Origin of the sequence: Lutibacter flavus, from assembly GCF_900188355.1 — a bacterium.
GTDB classification, from domain to species: domain Bacteria; phylum Bacteroidota; class Bacteroidia; order Flavobacteriales; family Flavobacteriaceae; genus Lutibacter; species Lutibacter flavus.
The window spans coordinates 141118-158430 of the sequence record NZ_FZNX01000005.1 but is presented as its reverse complement, the minus strand read 5'-3'; the positions used below and the strand labels follow the sequence as shown (position 1 = coordinate 158430).

Here is a 17313-nt window from a genome sequence, read left to right as displayed (position 1 = left end):
TATAAAATAAGTGATAGTTTTTATATTTAATATTCTGAAAACAAACATATAACTAAAAATTATCTCTATGATTTCTACAACCAAAATTTCAGAAATTTTCTTTATTATTGACGAATTCTGCAAAGAATTTGAAAAAGTGAAGCCTAGAACACATTCTTAAATCCGATAATGGTCTAAAACGAATAAATCGTTCATTTAAATTGTTGGATATTTCAAATCAAATTGTGCCAGGCATATCGGTTAGAATTGTGCTACTTTAGAAAGATCAAGTATAACTACCGTGTCGCTTATTTTAAGCGACATGGCTTTTACTAACAGATTCAATTGGAACTCCGTTCGTTAAAGTTACTCTTGTTGCAAAAGTATGACGTGCTAAATGGAATGTTAGGTTTTTTGTGATTCCACATAAGTCGGCTATTTCTTTTAAATAGGAATTCATTTTTTGATTACTTAAAACTGGGAGTAATTTTTCGCTATTTATTACTTCTTTATGATTTGAATATTTCTCAATTACAGCTGTTACTCTTGGTAAAATGGGAATGTTTCTTATTGTATTGGTTTTAATCCACTGACCTCCATCTATGCCGAGAACAATGCTTGATTTAGAAAGTTTTTTTACGTCTGTGTAAGCTAAACCAGTAAAACAACTAAATATAAATATGTCTCTAACTTGATTTAAACGAGGAATTTCAAATTCCTTCTCAACCATAGTTTGAATTTCTTCTTCTGATAAAAATTCTTTATCTACTGTTTTTAACCTTGACTTCCAATTAAAGAATGGGTCTTTGCTAATCCAATCATTTGCATATGCAATACGAATTACTTTTTTAAAATTAGTGATATATTTAATTGTTGTATTGTGAGCACAGTTTCGTTCTGTTTTTAAATAATATTCTAAACCGTTTATGAATTTATGGTCCACATCTTTAGCAGGAATATCATTTACCTTATACTCAAATTTTATAAATTCTTCTACATGGCTTTTGCAGTTCTATAGCGTAAAGCTATTCCTGCCGCATAATCTTTGCCAATTAGTCTTTCAATTTGATTATTATGGTTTTGAAAAATTGCTAGCAACATTTTATGATTTTCATTTTTTCCTAGATAGGTATCTCGAATATCTAATGAAGTAAATCGCTTATCATTTTCAATAAACTTCTGATGAATCTTATTGATTTTATTTGAAATTAAATCTATGTATTGATTTATTTCTTGGGCTTCTTTAGAAAAACCAAGAACTCTATTTGCGTCCTGATTCCATTTATCTAAACTAATTTTTCGTTGAATACTAAACTCAGCTCTCTTACTATTTACCGTAATTCTTAAATAAATATTCGTTTGATTATTACGGTCTATTTTGGTCTTTTTGATATAAAATAGTAGTGAAATTGAGTTTTTCATAGTTTTTAGCAACTTTAATAGTATAAATATTCAAAAATTATATTAAAAGATATTATAAAAATTTTCTGAACCCTCTTATTTTACTGTGCTACAGAGCTATTCGGTGTCACTTTTTATTTTGTATTTACTGACACCGAATTAGCTCCTTTTTATTTGGTTTTTAATGGTTTTAAATAAACTTTAGGAAAAATAAAAACCCTATAAACATAGTGTTTATAGGGTTTTGTTATTTTTTGGTTGATTTCTCGCAGAGAGGAAGGGATTCGAACCCTCGATACGTTGCCGTATACACACTTTCCAGGCGTGCGCCTTCGACCACTCGGCCACCTCTCTAAAATTAATTATTTAAATACAGATCTATTAATCCGGCAGGAGATTCAACAATAATTCTCATATTATCTCTATCTACTTTTTTAATAAAATCATCTATCATTGGAATCAAAATTTCAGTACCGTTAGAATTTATTTCAAACAAAGGTTGTGCCGAAGAATCATTAATTCCGGTAATTACCCCAACATATCCGTGATTCACATCTTCAATGTCAAAACCGATAATTTCGTGGAAATAAAATTTATTCCCTGTTAATTTTGGAAGAAATTCAATAGGTAAATACAATCCCGAACCCATAATAGCATCAGCATCATCTTCACTAGCAACATCTTCAAACCTAATACGTAATTGGTTCCCTTTTTGAAGCAAACTTTCTTCAATAAAAAATGGAACCAGATCATTGCCTAACGCAACGAATACTGATTCCAAATTTTGATAAATTTCAGGTTCGTCTGTATCTAACTTAGCTACAACTTCACCTCTAAAACTATGTTTTCTAACGATTTTGCCTAAATAAAAACAATCTTCTTTACGCATTATCAGAAAAAATTAACCTTCTTCGCTTGCAGCGTTTTGAGCATCATCAATAGATTCTGGCCCTTTTTCTTCAACTGGCTCTGCATTTGCAGCAGCTACAGCGGCTTTTGCATCGGCTTCAGCCTTAATTGCAGCTTCTTCCACTTCATGTGCAGCAGCAGCTCTTTCTTCATTTACTTTAACTTCAGCTTCAAAAGCTTTCGTTTTAGCATCTTCTTCAACTTTTGCTAAACTATCAACTTTTGCAGAAATTTTACCAGCTTTTTCATCTGACCAAGCTTGGAATTTCTCTTCTGCTTGCTCTTCAGTTAATGCACCTTTTTTAACTCCACCTGCTAAGTGATTTTTAAGCATTACACCTTTGTAAGATAAAATTGCTTTTGCAGTATCTGTAGGTTGTGCTCCGTTTTGTAACCATTTTACAGCTCCATCAATATCTACGTCAATTGCTGCAGGGTTTACGTTAGGATTATAAGTCCCAATTTTTTCTAAGTATTTACCATCTCTTTTTGAGCGTGCATCTGCTGCAACGATCCAATAAAATGGTTTTCCTTTTTTACCGTGTCTTTGTAATCTAATTTTTACTGGCATTCTTTTTTAATTTTTAAGGTTCTCGACCTTGGTTATAAATTTTAAGTTTGCAAATATAGTGAGTAATCTTTAAATAACACACTCTATTACAGTATATTTTATTTTAAAAATTGAAGTTCAAAAGTTCAGATTCTTCACTATCGTTCAGAATGACATTTCAACTTTTGATTTTGAACTTTTCTGCTTCCAACTAAACCAGTCCTGTAAATCCTAAAAAAGCTAATGACAACAAACCTGCTACTAATAAATTAATTGGAACTCCTTTCATTCCTTTAGGTATATTTGCCAATTCTAAAGATTCTCTAATACTTGCAAAAACAATTAATGCCAACCCAAAACCAATTGAGTTTGAAACTGCAAAAAATACAGCTTTCATTAAACTTCCACCTTCTAGTCCTAATGCTAAAATTGCTACACCCAAAACGGCACAGTTAGTAGTAATTAATGGTAAAAACACTCCAAGTGCCTGATATAACGGCGGACTCACTTTTTTTAGAATAATTTCAACCATTTGCACCAAAGCAGCAATCACCAATATAAAAGTAATGGTTCTTAAATAGTCTAAACCTGCTGGAACTAATATATATTGATATAATAAATAAGTAGCCATGGTAGCAATTGTCATTACAAATAGTACTGCTCCAGACATACCAACCGAAGTTGATACTTTACTTGAAACGCCTAAAAACGGACAAATTCCTAAAAACTGAGAAAGTACAATGTTGTTTACAAAAACAGCTGCAATAAGTATAATTATATAATCCATTTTTATGTAGTTTTAATTGAAATTTTGTTAAAAAATACGGTTAAATAAGCAAGTGCGATAAAAGCACCCGGAGGTAAAATAAATAGAATGAATGTATTTGCATCTTCTGGCACAAATTTAAACTCGAAGATACTTCCACTTCCTAAAATTTCCCTTGTTGCTCCTAAAATAGTTAGTGCAACTACAAAACCTAATCCCATTCCTAATGCATCTAATATAGATGACATTATATTGTTTTTTGAAGCATATGCTTCTGCTCTTCCTAAGATTAAACAGTTTACCACAATTAAAGGAATAAAGATTCCTAATTGCTCATATAAAAATGGGATAAATGCTTCTAAAACCATTTCTACAATAGTTACAAATGATGCAATAATGATGATAAATGCAGGAATACGCACTTTACTTGGTATTTGAGATTTTACCAATGAAACTACAATATTACTCATTAACAATACAAACATTGTTGCTACTCCCATTCCTAATCCGTTAAATGCAGATGAAGTTACTCCCAGTGTTGGACACATACCTAACAACATTACAAATACAGGATTTTCCTTTATTATACCTTTTAAGAAATTTTGGGTTTGATTTACTTTTTCAGCCATAATTCTTAATTTTTAAGTTCCATTAATGAACCATTATTTTTCATAAACTCGTCGTACGCCATTTGAACTGCTTCCCCAAATGCACGTGAAGTAATAGTTGCACCGGTTAAAGCATCAACTTCACCTCCATCTTTAGTTACTTTTAAATTAAATGTTGATGGATTTTTTTCTCTAAACTGAGCTAAAAACTTTTCATCTTTCATTTTTGTTCCTAAACCAGGAGTCTCTTTTTGTTCTAATACAACAATGTTTTGAACGATTCCGTCTGGTGTAAAACCAACCATCAATTTAATTAATCCACTAAAACCTTTCTCAGTTGATCCGATTATAGCAGCACCAACAAATTTGTTCCTTTCAAAAGCAGGAAACACCTCAACACTGTCTTTTGCAAGTGGAGATTTTATCATTTGAACATCTTCCACTGGATTATTATCAAAAGTCGGTAACACCAATTTTAAGGCATTTACTTTACGTTCAATTTTACCTTTTTCAATTGGCCCAACAGTTAGTTCATTTACATATCCTAACGAAAAACCTGAAATTATAGTAATCACAAATAGTGATACCACCATATTTATAAATGTATCTTTCTTCTTACTCATAATTACACAATTTTAGATTTGATTTTAGAGCCAAATCTTCTTGGTTTAAAATAGGTGTTGATTAATGGTACAAACGCATTCATAATTAAAATAGCGAATGAAACTCCTTCTGGATAAGCTCCAAATAATCTAATAACCACAGTAATTACAGCAATACCAATGGCGAAAATTATCATTCCTTTTTTTGTCATTGGGCTTGTTACTAAATCAGTTGCCATAAAGAAAGCTCCTAATAAAGCACCACCAGATAAAATATGAATTAATGGACTCGCATAACTTTCTGGATCAATTACCCAAAAAATTCCAGTCATAACAGCCATTGTTACTAACATTGTAACAGGAATATGCCAAGTGATTACTTTTCTATACAACAAGTAAATCCCACCTAAAAGTAACGCTAAACCAGACATTTCACCAATTGACCCTCCTGATAAGCCTAAAAATAGTTCTAGGTTTGAAGGAAGATTGGCGGTAATATTAGTCATTGTATCTCCAAACATTAATCCTTCTTTGATCATCCCTAAAGGTGTTGCTCCAGTTACAGCATCTGCCATTGTTGTATTATTTTCAACAGCTGTAGGCCACATAGTCATTTGTACCGGAAATGAGACCAATAAAAATACACGACCAACTAAGGCTGGATTAAAAATGTTAAAACCGAGACCGCCAAAAGATAATTTAGCAACTCCAATAGCTACTAAACTTCCCACAATAATCATCCAAATTGGCAATCCTGAAGGTAAATTAAACGCTAATAAAATTCCAGTAATTAAGGCTGAACCATCACCAATTGTTACATCAGTTTTCATCAAAAATTTCTGAATTAAATATTCAAACAACAAACAAGAGATTACTGCAACGGCAGTAACTATAAATGCTCCAATACCAAATACATATAGTGAAACTAAAAATGCTGGAATTAAAGCGATCACAACATCGTACATCAGTTTTTTTGATGTTCTATCTGAATGCACATGAGGTGAGGCCGATATAATAATAGGTTGACTCATTTTAATTTTTAGAGGTTTCTAATTTTTTAACAATATTTTTTCCGAAACGGATATAATCCAATAAAGGACGGTGAGAAGGACATACATAACTACACGAACCACATTCAATGCAAGTCATAATATCTTCTGCAGAAGCCTTATCGTACATTCCTTTTTCTGATAAGTTCATTAATAAATGAGGTTCTAATCCCATAGGGCATACAAAAACACACTGACCACAACGAATACAATTTTTTGCTTCTCCTCTACTTGCCTCTTCTTCATCAATCACTAAAATTCCTGAAGTTCCTTTGGTTACTGGAACATCGGTATTTTTAATGGCTTTCCCCATCATTGGTCCTCCATTCACTAATTTTCTTGTTCCTTCAGGTAATCCGCCAACTTCAGCAATTAAATCTTTTATTGGAGTTCCTATTTTTACCCAAAAGTTAGAAGGGTTTTGTAATTTTTTACCTGTTACAGTAACAACACGTTCAATTAATGGTTTATCATATTGAATGGCCTGATAAATAGCAAAAATGGTTCCTACATTATGCACAATTACACCAACATCTAAAGGCAATCCGTTTTTTGGGACTTCTCTACCTAAAATTGCTCTTACCAATTGCTTTTCTCCACCTTGAGGATATTTAACTTGTAAAGCAGCAACTTGAATTCCATCTTCTTTTTTTATAACTTTTTTGAAAAGGCTAATGGCGTCTTTTTTATTATTTTCAATTCCAATAACTACTTTTTTCAAATGTAAAGCCTTCATTAAAATTTTAATTCCAACAACAATTTCTTCAGCCTTTTCCAACATTAATCTATGATCGGCTGTTAAATATGGCTCACATTCTACACCGTTAATAATAAGATAATCTAATGTTGTTCCTTCTCTAACATTCAGTTTTACTTGCGATGGAAATGTTGCCCCACCTAAACCAACTATTCCACAATCTGTAATTCGTTGTAAAATCTCTTTTGGTTCTAATTCAATATCAGTTTTTAAAGGATTCTCAACTTCTTCAAAATTTGAAGGATCTTTAGCATCAGTTCTAATAACAATACACTGCTTTTTATAACCACTGCTATCTATAATTAAATCTAATTTAGTTACAGTTCCTGCAACAGGAGAGTGAATATTTGAAGAAACAAATCCGCCTGATTTTGCGATAATTTGCCCTTTTACAACCTTATCTTTTCTATCAACAACAATTTCAGCAGGAATTCCAATATGTTGTGCAATAGGCACATTCACTACCTTAGGCACTGCCATTCTTTTTATCCCTTTTTCAGCTGTGATTTTATTTTCTGGAGGATGAATTCCTCCTTTTGGAAATGTTTTAAGCATCCGTTTTGATATTTTTTGATTCAGCAATTACTTCTTCCTTTATAACCGCTACATTTTCAACTACTTTTTTCTCAACAACTTTTTTTACTTTTTTAGGAGGAAAATTAGTTTCTATAATAGAATGTGTTGGACAAATATCTACACATTTTCTACAAAGCGTACATAAAACCGGATCTATATATGCTAAATTATTTACCATTATAACTGCATCTTTAGGACAAATATCTTCACATTTAGAGCAACCTATACAAGCCACTGAACACGATTTTTTTGCAATCCCTCCTTTATCTTCATTTAAACAACCAACAAATACTTTTAGGTCGCGTTTATTTCTAGGTCTCATTTCAATTATGTCTCTCGGACATTCTTCAACGCAAGCGCCACATGAAGTACAATTATCAGTAATTATTAAAGGCAAACCTGTTGTTTCATCCATATACATGGCATCAAACTTACATACCTTTACACAATCACCATCGCCCAAACAACCATATTGGCAATCGGTTTCACCACTATAAACCATTGCTGAAATAGCACAAGTTCTTGGCCCTTGATATTCTGTAGTTTTTGGTCTAACCTCACAACTTCCCTGACAACGCAAAACTGCCACAGTTGGATCTCTTTCCACAACTTCTTTCCCCAATATTGCAGCTACTTCTTTCATAACATCATTTCCTCCTACCGGACAAAATAAACTTGAAATATCTTCGGTATTCACCAACTTCTCAGCAAAAGATTTACAACCTGGAGAACCACAACCTGCACAATTTGCTCCAGGTAATAATTCATCAACTTCAGCAATTAATGGATTTTCATACACATAAAACTTTTTAGAAACTATGTACAACACCACTGCTGCAACAACCCCTAAAGAAACCAACAGCAATACACTATATAAAACTGAATCTGTCATTTTTAATTATTTTTTAATATTGAAATTCTAAATGCTTTTTGAAAAGTATCTTTTAAAACAAAAAGCATGAAATAATATGGAATTAGTATAAAAAGCGATACCAACCCAGCAATCCATTCTTTAAAAAAATTAGTAGTAACTATAAGTGTAAGTATTATTAAAATAAAAGGAAAAACATAAGCCCAAAAAACAGCCTTTAAACCTAAACTTTTTTCTAAAACTATATCAACTGTTTCATTAAGTCGAAAAGTATGATGTGCATCAAGAATTTCAATTTCCTTATCATTAGATTCAGATACTCCACAAGCAGATTGAGCTTTGCAACCTTCACAATTAATATTTCCTTTAAGTGAAACCGTTACTAATCCATTAGCAATATTAGAAATATAACCTTCATGTTTTATTCCTTCTTTACTAACAGCTTTGTAGCTTTCGAGATCCAGTTTCTCCATATCATAATTCTTCATTAAACGGAATGGTAAAATTAACACTTATAAAAAGTTTAAAAACTGACGAATGTTAGTGTTTTATCAAAAAAACCGATTGATTCAATATTTAACATAATTATTACCGTCTGTTAAAAGTTAAAAATCAATTCATTTTATTAATGAATATTTAAAATAATAGGATTGTTAATAAAAAAGGCGAATTATAGAATATAGATTTTTTTTAAATTCATACTTTTAAAAACTCATTATTTATAGGAAAATACAATTCATGTTTTTAATTTTTGACACAGAAACCACAGGTTTACCAAAAAAATGGAATGCTCCAATTACCGATACCGATAATTGGCCTAGATGTGTCCAAATTGCCTGGCAATTACATAATGAATATGGTGAATTAATAGAACAACAGGATTATTTAATTAAACCTGAAGGTTACAATATTCCCTACGATGCCGAACAAATACATGGAATCTCTACAGAACTTGCAGAAGCAAAAGGTGAAGATTTAAATACTGTATTAGCATTATTTAATGAAGCGCTTTCAAAAACAAAATTTGTTGTTGGTCAAAATGTGAAATTTGACTTGAATATTATGGGTTGTGAATATTTCAGAAAAGAAATAAACACAACTTTAAATGGGTTACCTGTTTTAGATACTTGTACAGAAGTTACTGCAACAATGTGTCAAATACCCGGAGGTAGAGGTGGGAAATTTAAATTGCCAACCTTAACAGAATTACATGAAAATTTATTTCACTCTCCTTTTTCTGAAGCTCATAATGCTACTGCCGATGTTGAGGCAACAACTCGTTGTTTTTTAGAATTAATACGAAGACGGATTTTTACAAAAGAACAATTAGACGTTCCTTCTGATTATTTTACACACTTTGATGCTAAAAATCCTGCAGTAGTAAATGTTATTGGTTTAAAACATTTAAATTTAAAGAAAGAAAGCAAAAAATTAAAAGAAAAATCAGAACTAAAAAGTAATTTAGTTGAAACTACTACAGATAGTATTTCAGCTTTAGAAGAAGCACAGTTCGCACATTTACATTGCCACTCTCAGTTTTCTGTTTTGCAATCTACTTCAAGTATTAGCAACCTAATAAATGCAGCTGTTAAAAATAAAATGCCTGCGGTTGCTTTAACTGACACTGGTAATATGATGGGTGCTTTTTACTTTGTTAGAGAAGCATTAGGGCATAATGCCTCTGTTGAAAAGTTTAATAAAAACTTAGGCGATGGTTTAGAACCTAAACTCCCAATTACACCAATTTTAGGTTGTGAATTTAATGTTTGTGAAGATCACTTAGACCGTTCGCACAAAGATAATGGTTACCAAATTGTGATATTAGCAAAAAATAAGAATGGTTATCACAACTTAGCTAAAATGTCATCTCTTTCCCATACTGATGGCTTTTATTATGTTCCAAGAATTGATAAGAAAATAATTGAAGAACATAAAGAAGACCTAATTGTTTTATCTGGAAATCTTTACGGAGAAATACCTAGTAAGATATTAAACATTGGAGAAAAACAAGCTGAAGAAGCTCTAATTTGGTGGAAAGAACAATTTGGCGATGATTTCTATTTGGAAATGATGCGCCATAACCAAGAAAACGAAAATCATGTAAATGATGTATTGATTGGGTTTTCAAAAAAACATGCTATAAAACTAATTGCTACAAATAATACTTTTTATACAAGAGAGGAAGAAGCTGAAGCTCATGATATTTTGTTGTGTGTAAAAGATGGGGAAAAAATAGCAACTCCTAAAGGTCGAGGAAGAGGGTTTAGATACGGATTGCCAAATAACGAATACTATTTTAAATCTCAAGAACAAATGAAAAATTTGTTCTTGGATATTCCCGAAGCAATTTCAAATATTCAGGATATTGTAGATAAAATTGAAATTTACACATTAGAACGAGATGTTTTACTTCCAAAGTTTGACATCCCACAACAATTTGTAGACCCTCAAGATGCAATAGATGGAGGGGTACGAGGTGAAAACGCCTATTTAAAATATTTAACTTTTGAAGGTGCTAAAAAAAGATATGGTGAGGTTTTAAATAAAGAAACTCAAGAACGATTAGATTTTGAACTTTCAATTATTGAAAAAACAGGATACCCAGGTTACTTTCTAATTGTTTGGGATTTTATTTTAGAAGCCCGTAAAATGGGCGTTTCGGTTGGTCCCGGACGGGGTTCAGCAGCAGGCTCCGCTGCAGCGTATTGTTTATGGATTACAAACATAGATCCTATAAAATACGATTTACTTTTTGAGCGTTTCTTAAATCCGGATCGTGTATCCTTACCCGATATTGATATTGATTTTGATGATGAAGGTCGTCAAAAAGTGATTGATTTTGTAATTGAAAAATATGGCGCAAGTCAGGTTGCTCAAATTATTACTTATGGAACTATGGCAGCTAAATCTTCCATTAGAGATACCGCAAGAGCATTAGATCTACCGCTATTTGAAGCCGATAGAATTGCGAAGTTGATTCCTGGATTAAAACTTCAAAATATTTTTGGTGAAGACGCTAAAAGCAAAGCAAAAGTTAAAGGTTTAAGAGCTGAAGAGCTTGAAAACGTTCAGGAATTAATACGAATTTCAGAAGGAGATGATTTAGGAGCGCAAACAATTAATCAGGCTAGAGCATTGGAAGGCTCGGTTAGAAATACTGGAACTCATGCGTGTGGAGTAATTATTACACCAGAAAAAATCACCAATTTAATTCCGGTTGCTACTGCAAAAGATAGTGACATGTATGTTACGCAGTTTGATAATAATGTGGTTGAAAATGCTGGTTTACTAAAAATGGATTTTTTAGGCTTAAAAACATTAACCCTAATAAAAGATTCAGTTAAAATTATAAAAGCCAAGCACGGAATTGAATTAATTCCAGATGATTTTCCTTTAGATGATGAAAAAACATATGAACTTTTTCAAAAAGGAGAAACTGTTGGAGTATTTCAATATGAATCTCCCGGAATGCAAAAGCATATGAAATCGCTTAAACCTACAGAGTTTGCCGATTTAATTGCAATGAATGCCTTGTACCGTCCAGGTCCAATGGAATATATACCATTGTTTATTATGCGTAAACATGGTGAAGAGGCTATTGAGTACGATTTACCAGAAATGGAAGAGTACCTTAAAGAAACTTACGGAGTTACAGTATATCAGGAGCAAGTGATGTTACTTTCGCAAAAACTAGCAGGTTTTACAAAAGGTGAAGCTGATATGTTGCGTAAAGCGATGGGTAAAAAAATATTTGCGCTGCTTGAAAAACTAAAACCACAGTTTATTGAAGGTGGAAAAGCAAATAAGCATCCCGAAGAAGTTTTAGAAAAAATCTGGAAGGATTGGGAAGCATTTGCAGCCTATGCTTTTAATAAGTCGCACTCAACTTGTTATGCATACATAGCGTACCAAACAGCCTATTTAAAAGCCCATTATCCTGCTGAGTATATGGCTTCGGTTCTTTCAAATAATATGAATGACATTAAGCAAGTTACATTTTTTATGGAAGAATGTAAACGTGCAGGAATTCCAGTTTTAGGGCCTGATGTAAATGAATCTTATTACAAATTTGCGGTAAATAAAGAAGGTGCAATTCGATTTGGAATGGGAGCAATTAAAGGTGTTGGAGCCTCTGCAGTAGAAGCAATTGTTGAGGAACGTAAAAACAACGGCCCATACACTTCTATATTTGACCTTACAAAACGAGTAGATTTAAGAGCTGCTAACAAAAGAGCTTTTGATGGATTGGTAATGGCAGGCGGTTTAGATTCATTTAAAAATGTGCATCGCGCCCAATATTATCAATTAGATGAAAAAGGAGTAACTTTTATTGAAAGAGCAATTCGTTACGGTAATAAATACCAAGAAAATAAAAATTCTGCCCAAGTTTCATTATTTGGTGAAGCTTCTGAAATTCAATTTCCAGAGCCAGAAATACCTTATGCTGAAAAATGGGGAATGATGGAAGAATTATCAAAAGAAAAAGAACTGGTTGGAATTTACATTTCAGGTCACCCTCTAGACGAATTCAAAAATGAAATCAAGTATTTTTGTAGCTCGTCTGTTTCAATATTTAAAGAAGATTTATCTAAATATGTTGGTTCTAATATTTCTTTGGCAGGGATATTAACTGATGTACAACATCGGGTTTCACAAAACGGAAATGAATGGGCATCTTTTATTGTTCAAGATTTTGAAGACAGTCATGAATTTAGAATTTTTAAAGAAGACTATCTAAATTTCAAACCTTTTTTATCAGAAAATGCGTTCCGTCATATAAAAGTAAATATAAGTCCTGGCTGGAGAAATAAAGATGGAAAAATTGGTGAGCCAAGAGTTAAATTTACAGATTTCCAAATTTTACAAGATGTGCTAGAAAAGCTGAGTAAAAAAATAACCCTTCATTTGGATATTAATAAAATAAATAATAGTAAGATTAACGAAATAAATTCGTTATTAAAAGCGAACGAAGGAACTGTTCCATTAGATTTTGTGGTATATGATAGAAGCAATCAGCTAAAATTAAATTTACGCAGTAGATCTGTTAAAGTAAAAGTTACAAATGAATTTTTAAAAGTTCTAAAAGATCAGGAATTAAGTTTTAAACTTAATTAAATAGTGTAAATATTATATGAAAAAAATTCTTTATTTATTTTTATTAATTTATTCCATAAGTTATAGTCAAACAAATTCCAGCTACATACAAGCAGATTATTTTTATGGTAATATTTTACGTCAAAGTCCAGATGCAGCTGTCCTTTTGCAAGGGCATCCAACAGGAATTTATTTAAGTTATAATAAAAAAACTTTTGGAGAAGAAAATTGGCAAGAACATTATAACTACCCAGATTTTGGATATTCAATTGGTTATCAGGATTACAAATCAGATATATTGGGGAAGTTATACGCTGTTTATGGTCATTATAATTTCTATTTTACAAATCACGCTTCAAAGAATCAATTAATTTTTAGAACTGGAATCGGATTGGCCTACAATACAAATCCGTATGATAAAGAAACAAATAATAAAAATACTGCTTTTGGAACTCATTTAAATTCGAGCACGTATTTTAAATTGTATTTTCAACGAGAAAAACTACTTGACAATTTAGGTGTGAATGCTGGTTTAACATTTATTCATGCTTCAAATTCTAATATTAAATCGCCAAATTCGGGTATGAATGTTTGGGCTTTAACTTTAGGGCTAAATTACGATTTAGAAGCTGAAAACACAATTAGTAACTACATACCTTCTTCAGAAAGTAAGCATTTTACAGAACCAATTAAATATAATTTTGTAGTTAGAACAGGAATAAATGAGTCGGAAATTATTGGCAGCGGTATTAAACCTTTTTACGTGATTTCTGCATATGCAGACAAACGATTAAATAGAAAATCTGCAATTCAATTAGGTGCAGAGTTATTTATTTCGCCAATTTTAAAAGAATTTTACAACTTAAACATAACAATTCCTCATACCAATTTAAAAGAAACTTCCGATTTTTCGAGAGTTGGAATTTTTGTTGGACATGAATTGTTTATCAATAAACTATCAATTGAAACACAAATAGGTTACTATGCCAAATATCCTTTTGAATATCATGGCAGACTGTATGAAACTTTAGGATTAAAGAGGTATATAAATGATAAATGGTTCGCTTCAATACGATTAAAAGCGCACGCAGCAGATGCAGAAACAGTTGAATTTGGTGTAGGTATAAGACTTTAATAAATTGGATATGAAACGAGCATGCTAAAAAGATTATTCCCCAAGAAAATGACAAATAGCGAACAGCATGTGACCATAAAAAAGAATAACTTAGACACATGAAAACTAACTTTTTTGTCTTTTTAATATTAATCACATTTACAGGTTTTTCACAATCTGAAAGTGTAAAATACAATAATATTCAGACAGATTTCTTTTTTGGACGTCCAATTGAACACGATAAAAAACTAAAAGAAGCTATTGAAGGAAACTCATATGGAGTTTTATTAAGTATTAATAATATTAGCACTAGAAACTCTAATTTCAACAAACTTTACAACTATCCAGAAAGAGGTTTTTCATTCCTATACCAAAATTTCAACTCGAGTATTTTAGGCGAAGTTTATGCCGGATACAGACATTATATTTATAATTTAAGAAATAAACCTAGAAATCAATTAAAGCTTTTTACTGGTTTTGGTTTAGGCTATGTAAACAAAATTTACGACCCAATTACAAATCCTAAAAATGAAGCTATTGGCTCTCATTTATTGGCTTCAGCATATTTGAAATTACAATTTTTTCAATTACTAAAAAAAGAAAGAATTAGTTTAAATACAGGTATCAGTTTAATTCACTTTTCTAATATGAGTTTAAACAATCCTAATTTGGGAATTAACACAGTGAATATAAATTTAGGTGTGAATTATTTATTTGAACGAGTAAAAACGGTACCTTTTGAAGGTGAAGATTCTATAAAAGAACTAGATAAAAAACTATATTTCAATTTAGTTTTAAGAGGTGGATATAATGAATCTTTGATTATTGATAGTGGGTTATTTCCATTTTATACTGTAACATTTTACGGAAGTAAAACTCTTAACAACTATTCAAAATTCACTTTTGGGACTGATTATTTTAAATCAGATTTTTTGAAAAATCATATTATAAACACCAATATTGAGAAAGGCACAAATCATAATGACAATGATTTTACCAGAGTTGGAATATTTATTGGTCACGAATTAATTCAAAACAACTTTTCTTTTATTTCTCAAATCGGTTATAATATTTATTACCCATTTCCATACGTTAGTAGGGTTTATGAACGTTTTGGTTTAAAGTATAAATTAAATGAACATATATTTTCTGAAGTTACAATGAAAATTAATCTTTTTAGAGCGGAAGCGTTAGAGTTTGGTTTAGGTTATCGATTTTAGATTTAATAATTATATATGAAACGAGCATGTTAAAAAGTTTATCACCTAATAAAATGATTAATAGCGAACCTGCCTGCGGCAGGAAGGCAACATGTGAACGTTTAAAACAAAATAGACACATGAAAAAAATAGTTTACCTAATTTGTTTGATTAGCTTAATTAGTTGCAATAGTGAAGATGCTGGGGATTGTTTTCAGACCGCTGGAGATATAATTCAACAAGAAATTGATGTTCCAATTTTTTCTAGAATTTTAGTTCAGAAAAAAGTTGAACTCATTATTAGTGAAGGTCCTGTTCAAAAAGTGATTGTTGAAACTGGCAAAAATCTAATGCCTGATATTGAAATACAAGTAATAGATAATCAGATAATTTTAGAAAATCATAATACTTGTAATATTGTTAGAGATTACGGATTGACCAAGGTGTATATTACCTCCCCTAATATTACTGAAATAAGAAATGCTTCGGAGCTTAATGTAACGTCAAACGGAATACTAACTTTCCCTTCGTTATATTTAAGATCTACAGGTGAAAAAGCTAAGTTTTTAGGGGTTGGAGATTGGCATTTAACTATTGAAAATGAAAATGTTGTTATTTGGAGCAATGGAATTTCTACATTTTTTATAAATGGAACTACAACAAATTTAAATATTAGTTTTACCGATGGAGATACTCGTTTTGAAGGTGAAAATTTTATTGCTCAAAATGTTAAAGTTAGTCAGGTAAGTTCTAATGATATTTTAATAAATCCAATCCAAAGTTTAAAGGGTTCCATTCATTCAGTTGGAAATGTAATTTCATTTAACACACCTCCAATTGTTGAAGTTGATGTGCAAAGTAAAGGCGAATTAATTTTTAAGTAGTTAGCTCTCTAAATAAACTTTCTAAATTTTTATTTTTTGAATTCAATTTTAAGGTTTTTAACCCATTTTCTTGCGCGAAATCAAAAACGATTGACCTCATATCTTCGGTTGTATTAAAAACTAGTTCCCAATTGGTATCATGGATATTATTAGCCGATTTTAAATACGGAATTGTTTCAACAAATTGCTTTTCAATTTTAAAATCGAATTCAACTTCTATAACTTGTTCTTGATTTTTCTGAAGCTCTTTTAAACTTTTATCTGCAACTATTTTACCCTTATTAATTAAAATTACACGATCACAAATGGCCTCTACTTCTTGCATGATATGTGTTGAAAAAAGTACAGTTTTATCTTTCCCAATCTCTTTAATTAAATTTCTAATTTCTAATAATTGGTTTGGATCTAAACCTGTAGTTGGTTCATCTAAAATTAAAACTTCTGGATTGTGTAATAAAGCAGCTGCTAAGCCAACTCTTTGTCTATAACCTTTTGAAAGTTGATTGATTTTTTTATGTGCTTCAGGCGTTAATCCAACTTTAGAAATTATATTTTCAACCTTATCTTTTGAAACCTTATGAATGCTTGCATTAAATAGCAAATACTCTCTAACATACATTTCCAAATACAGAGGGTTGTGCTCAGGCAAATAACCAATATTCTTTTGAGCTTCTAATTTATGTGATTTTAAATCAAAATTATTTACTAAAACCTCGCCTTCAGAAGCAGCTATAAATCCGGTAATAATTTTCATCATTGTAGATTTTCCCGCACCATTTGGACCTAAAAATCCAACTATTTCACCTTTATGTATTGAAAAGTTAACGGCATCAAGCGCTTTTTGTTCTCCATAAAACTTCGTTATATTTTTTACTTCAATAGACATTTAACAAAAATACATTTTAATTACAATTAGTTGTTACAAAATAACGTTGTAAACGTCATATAATTTTA

The 17313-nt window shown here is 31.2% G+C and carries 16 protein-coding genes and 1 tRNA gene; 4 read left to right on the top strand and 13 right to left on the bottom strand.

Annotated elements, in window-relative coordinates:
* Positions 1-292 precede the first annotated feature (292 nt).
* The 12 genes from CHB63_RS17350 to CHB63_RS13885 all read right to left on the bottom strand — a co-directional run bounded on the left by CHB63_RS17350 (position 293) and on the right by CHB63_RS13885 (position 8556).
* On the bottom strand, positions 293-937 hold the full coding sequence (locus CHB63_RS17350) for a site-specific integrase (RefSeq protein WP_245857026.1): 645 nt from the start codon (positions 935-937) through the stop codon (positions 293-295).
* A gap of 35 nt (positions 938-972) precedes the next feature.
* Positions 973-1401 (bottom strand): Arm DNA-binding domain-containing protein, encoded by a 429-nt coding sequence (locus tag CHB63_RS17345; protein ID WP_245856997.1) that lies wholly within the window; start codon positions 1399-1401, stop codon positions 973-975.
* Between the two features lie 248 nt (positions 1402-1649).
* Positions 1650-1734 (bottom strand) — tRNA-Ser (locus CHB63_RS13930).
* 4 nt (positions 1735-1738) lie between these two features.
* Positions 1739-2269, bottom strand: a complete 531-nt coding sequence (gene rimM / locus CHB63_RS13925) for a ribosome maturation factor RimM (RefSeq protein ID WP_089379099.1) — start codon at positions 2267-2269, stop codon at positions 1739-1741.
* A gap of 12 nt (positions 2270-2281) precedes the next feature.
* Positions 2282-2860, bottom strand: a complete 579-nt coding sequence (locus tag CHB63_RS13920; RefSeq protein ID WP_089379098.1) for a 30S ribosomal protein S16 — start codon at positions 2858-2860, stop codon at positions 2282-2284.
* Positions 2861-3050: 190 nt separating this feature from the next.
* Positions 3051-3626, bottom strand: a complete 576-nt coding sequence (locus tag CHB63_RS13915; RefSeq protein WP_089379097.1) for an electron transport complex protein RnfA — start codon at positions 3624-3626, stop codon at positions 3051-3053.
* A gap of 2 nt (positions 3627-3628) precedes the next feature.
* Complete coding sequence (locus CHB63_RS13910) at positions 3629-4234, bottom strand: RnfABCDGE type electron transport complex subunit E (RefSeq protein ID WP_089379096.1); 606 nt, start codon at positions 4232-4234, stop codon at positions 3629-3631.
* Positions 4235-4239: 5 nt separating this feature from the next.
* Positions 4240-4836 carry an RnfABCDGE type electron transport complex subunit G gene (locus tag CHB63_RS13905; protein ID WP_089379095.1) on the bottom strand — a complete coding sequence of 199 codons (597 nt, stop codon included), beginning with the start codon at positions 4834-4836 and terminating at the stop codon, positions 4240-4242.
* Between the two features lie 2 nt (positions 4837-4838).
* The gene (locus CHB63_RS13900) at positions 4839-5846 is read right to left on the bottom strand and encodes an RnfABCDGE type electron transport complex subunit D (RefSeq protein ID WP_089379094.1); all 1008 of its coding nucleotides are present in this window, start codon (positions 5844-5846) and stop codon (positions 4839-4841) included.
* A gap of 1 nt (position 5847) precedes the next feature.
* Positions 5848-7176, bottom strand: coding sequence for an electron transport complex subunit RsxC (gene rsxC, locus CHB63_RS13895; RefSeq protein ID WP_089379093.1), 1329 nt, complete (start codon positions 7174-7176; stop codon positions 5848-5850).
* Complete coding sequence (locus tag CHB63_RS13890; protein WP_089379092.1) at positions 7169-8089, bottom strand: Fe-S cluster domain-containing protein; 921 nt, start codon at positions 8087-8089, stop codon at positions 7169-7171. The genes rsxC and CHB63_RS13890 overlap by 8 nt, the downstream gene beginning before the upstream one ends.
* Positions 8090-8091: 2 nt before the next feature.
* Entirely contained in the window at positions 8092-8556 is a 465-nt protein-coding gene (locus tag CHB63_RS13885) for a SoxR reducing system RseC family protein (RefSeq protein ID WP_089379091.1), read from the bottom strand.
* Positions 8557-8806: 250 nt separating this feature from the next.
* Here CHB63_RS13885 and dnaE point away from each other — a divergent pair, with 250 nt between their 5' ends.
* The 4 genes from dnaE (at position 8807) to CHB63_RS13865 (ending at position 16359) form a co-directional block, all read left to right on the top strand.
* On the top strand, positions 8807-13183 hold the full coding sequence (gene dnaE / locus CHB63_RS13880; protein WP_089379090.1) for a DNA polymerase III subunit alpha: 4377 nt from the start codon (positions 8807-8809) through the stop codon (positions 13181-13183).
* A gap of 16 nt (positions 13184-13199) precedes the next feature.
* Complete coding sequence (locus CHB63_RS13875; protein WP_089379089.1) at positions 13200-14297, top strand: acyloxyacyl hydrolase; 1098 nt, start codon at positions 13200-13202, stop codon at positions 14295-14297.
* A 98-nt stretch (positions 14298-14395) separates the two neighbouring features.
* The gene (locus CHB63_RS13870; RefSeq protein WP_089379088.1) at positions 14396-15496 is read left to right on the top strand and encodes an acyloxyacyl hydrolase; all 1101 of its coding nucleotides are present in this window, start codon (positions 14396-14398) and stop codon (positions 15494-15496) included.
* 119 nt (positions 15497-15615) lie between these two features.
* Complete coding sequence (locus CHB63_RS13865; RefSeq protein ID WP_245856995.1) at positions 15616-16359, top strand: head GIN domain-containing protein; 744 nt, start codon at positions 15616-15618, stop codon at positions 16357-16359.
* Here the strand turns inward: CHB63_RS13865 and gldA are convergent.
* Positions 16352-17245, bottom strand: coding sequence for a gliding motility-associated ABC transporter ATP-binding subunit GldA (gene gldA, locus CHB63_RS13860; protein WP_089379087.1), 894 nt, complete (start codon positions 17243-17245; stop codon positions 16352-16354). The two genes, CHB63_RS13865 and gldA, sit on opposite strands and share 8 nt — an antisense overlap.
* Positions 17246-17313 lie beyond the last annotated feature (68 nt).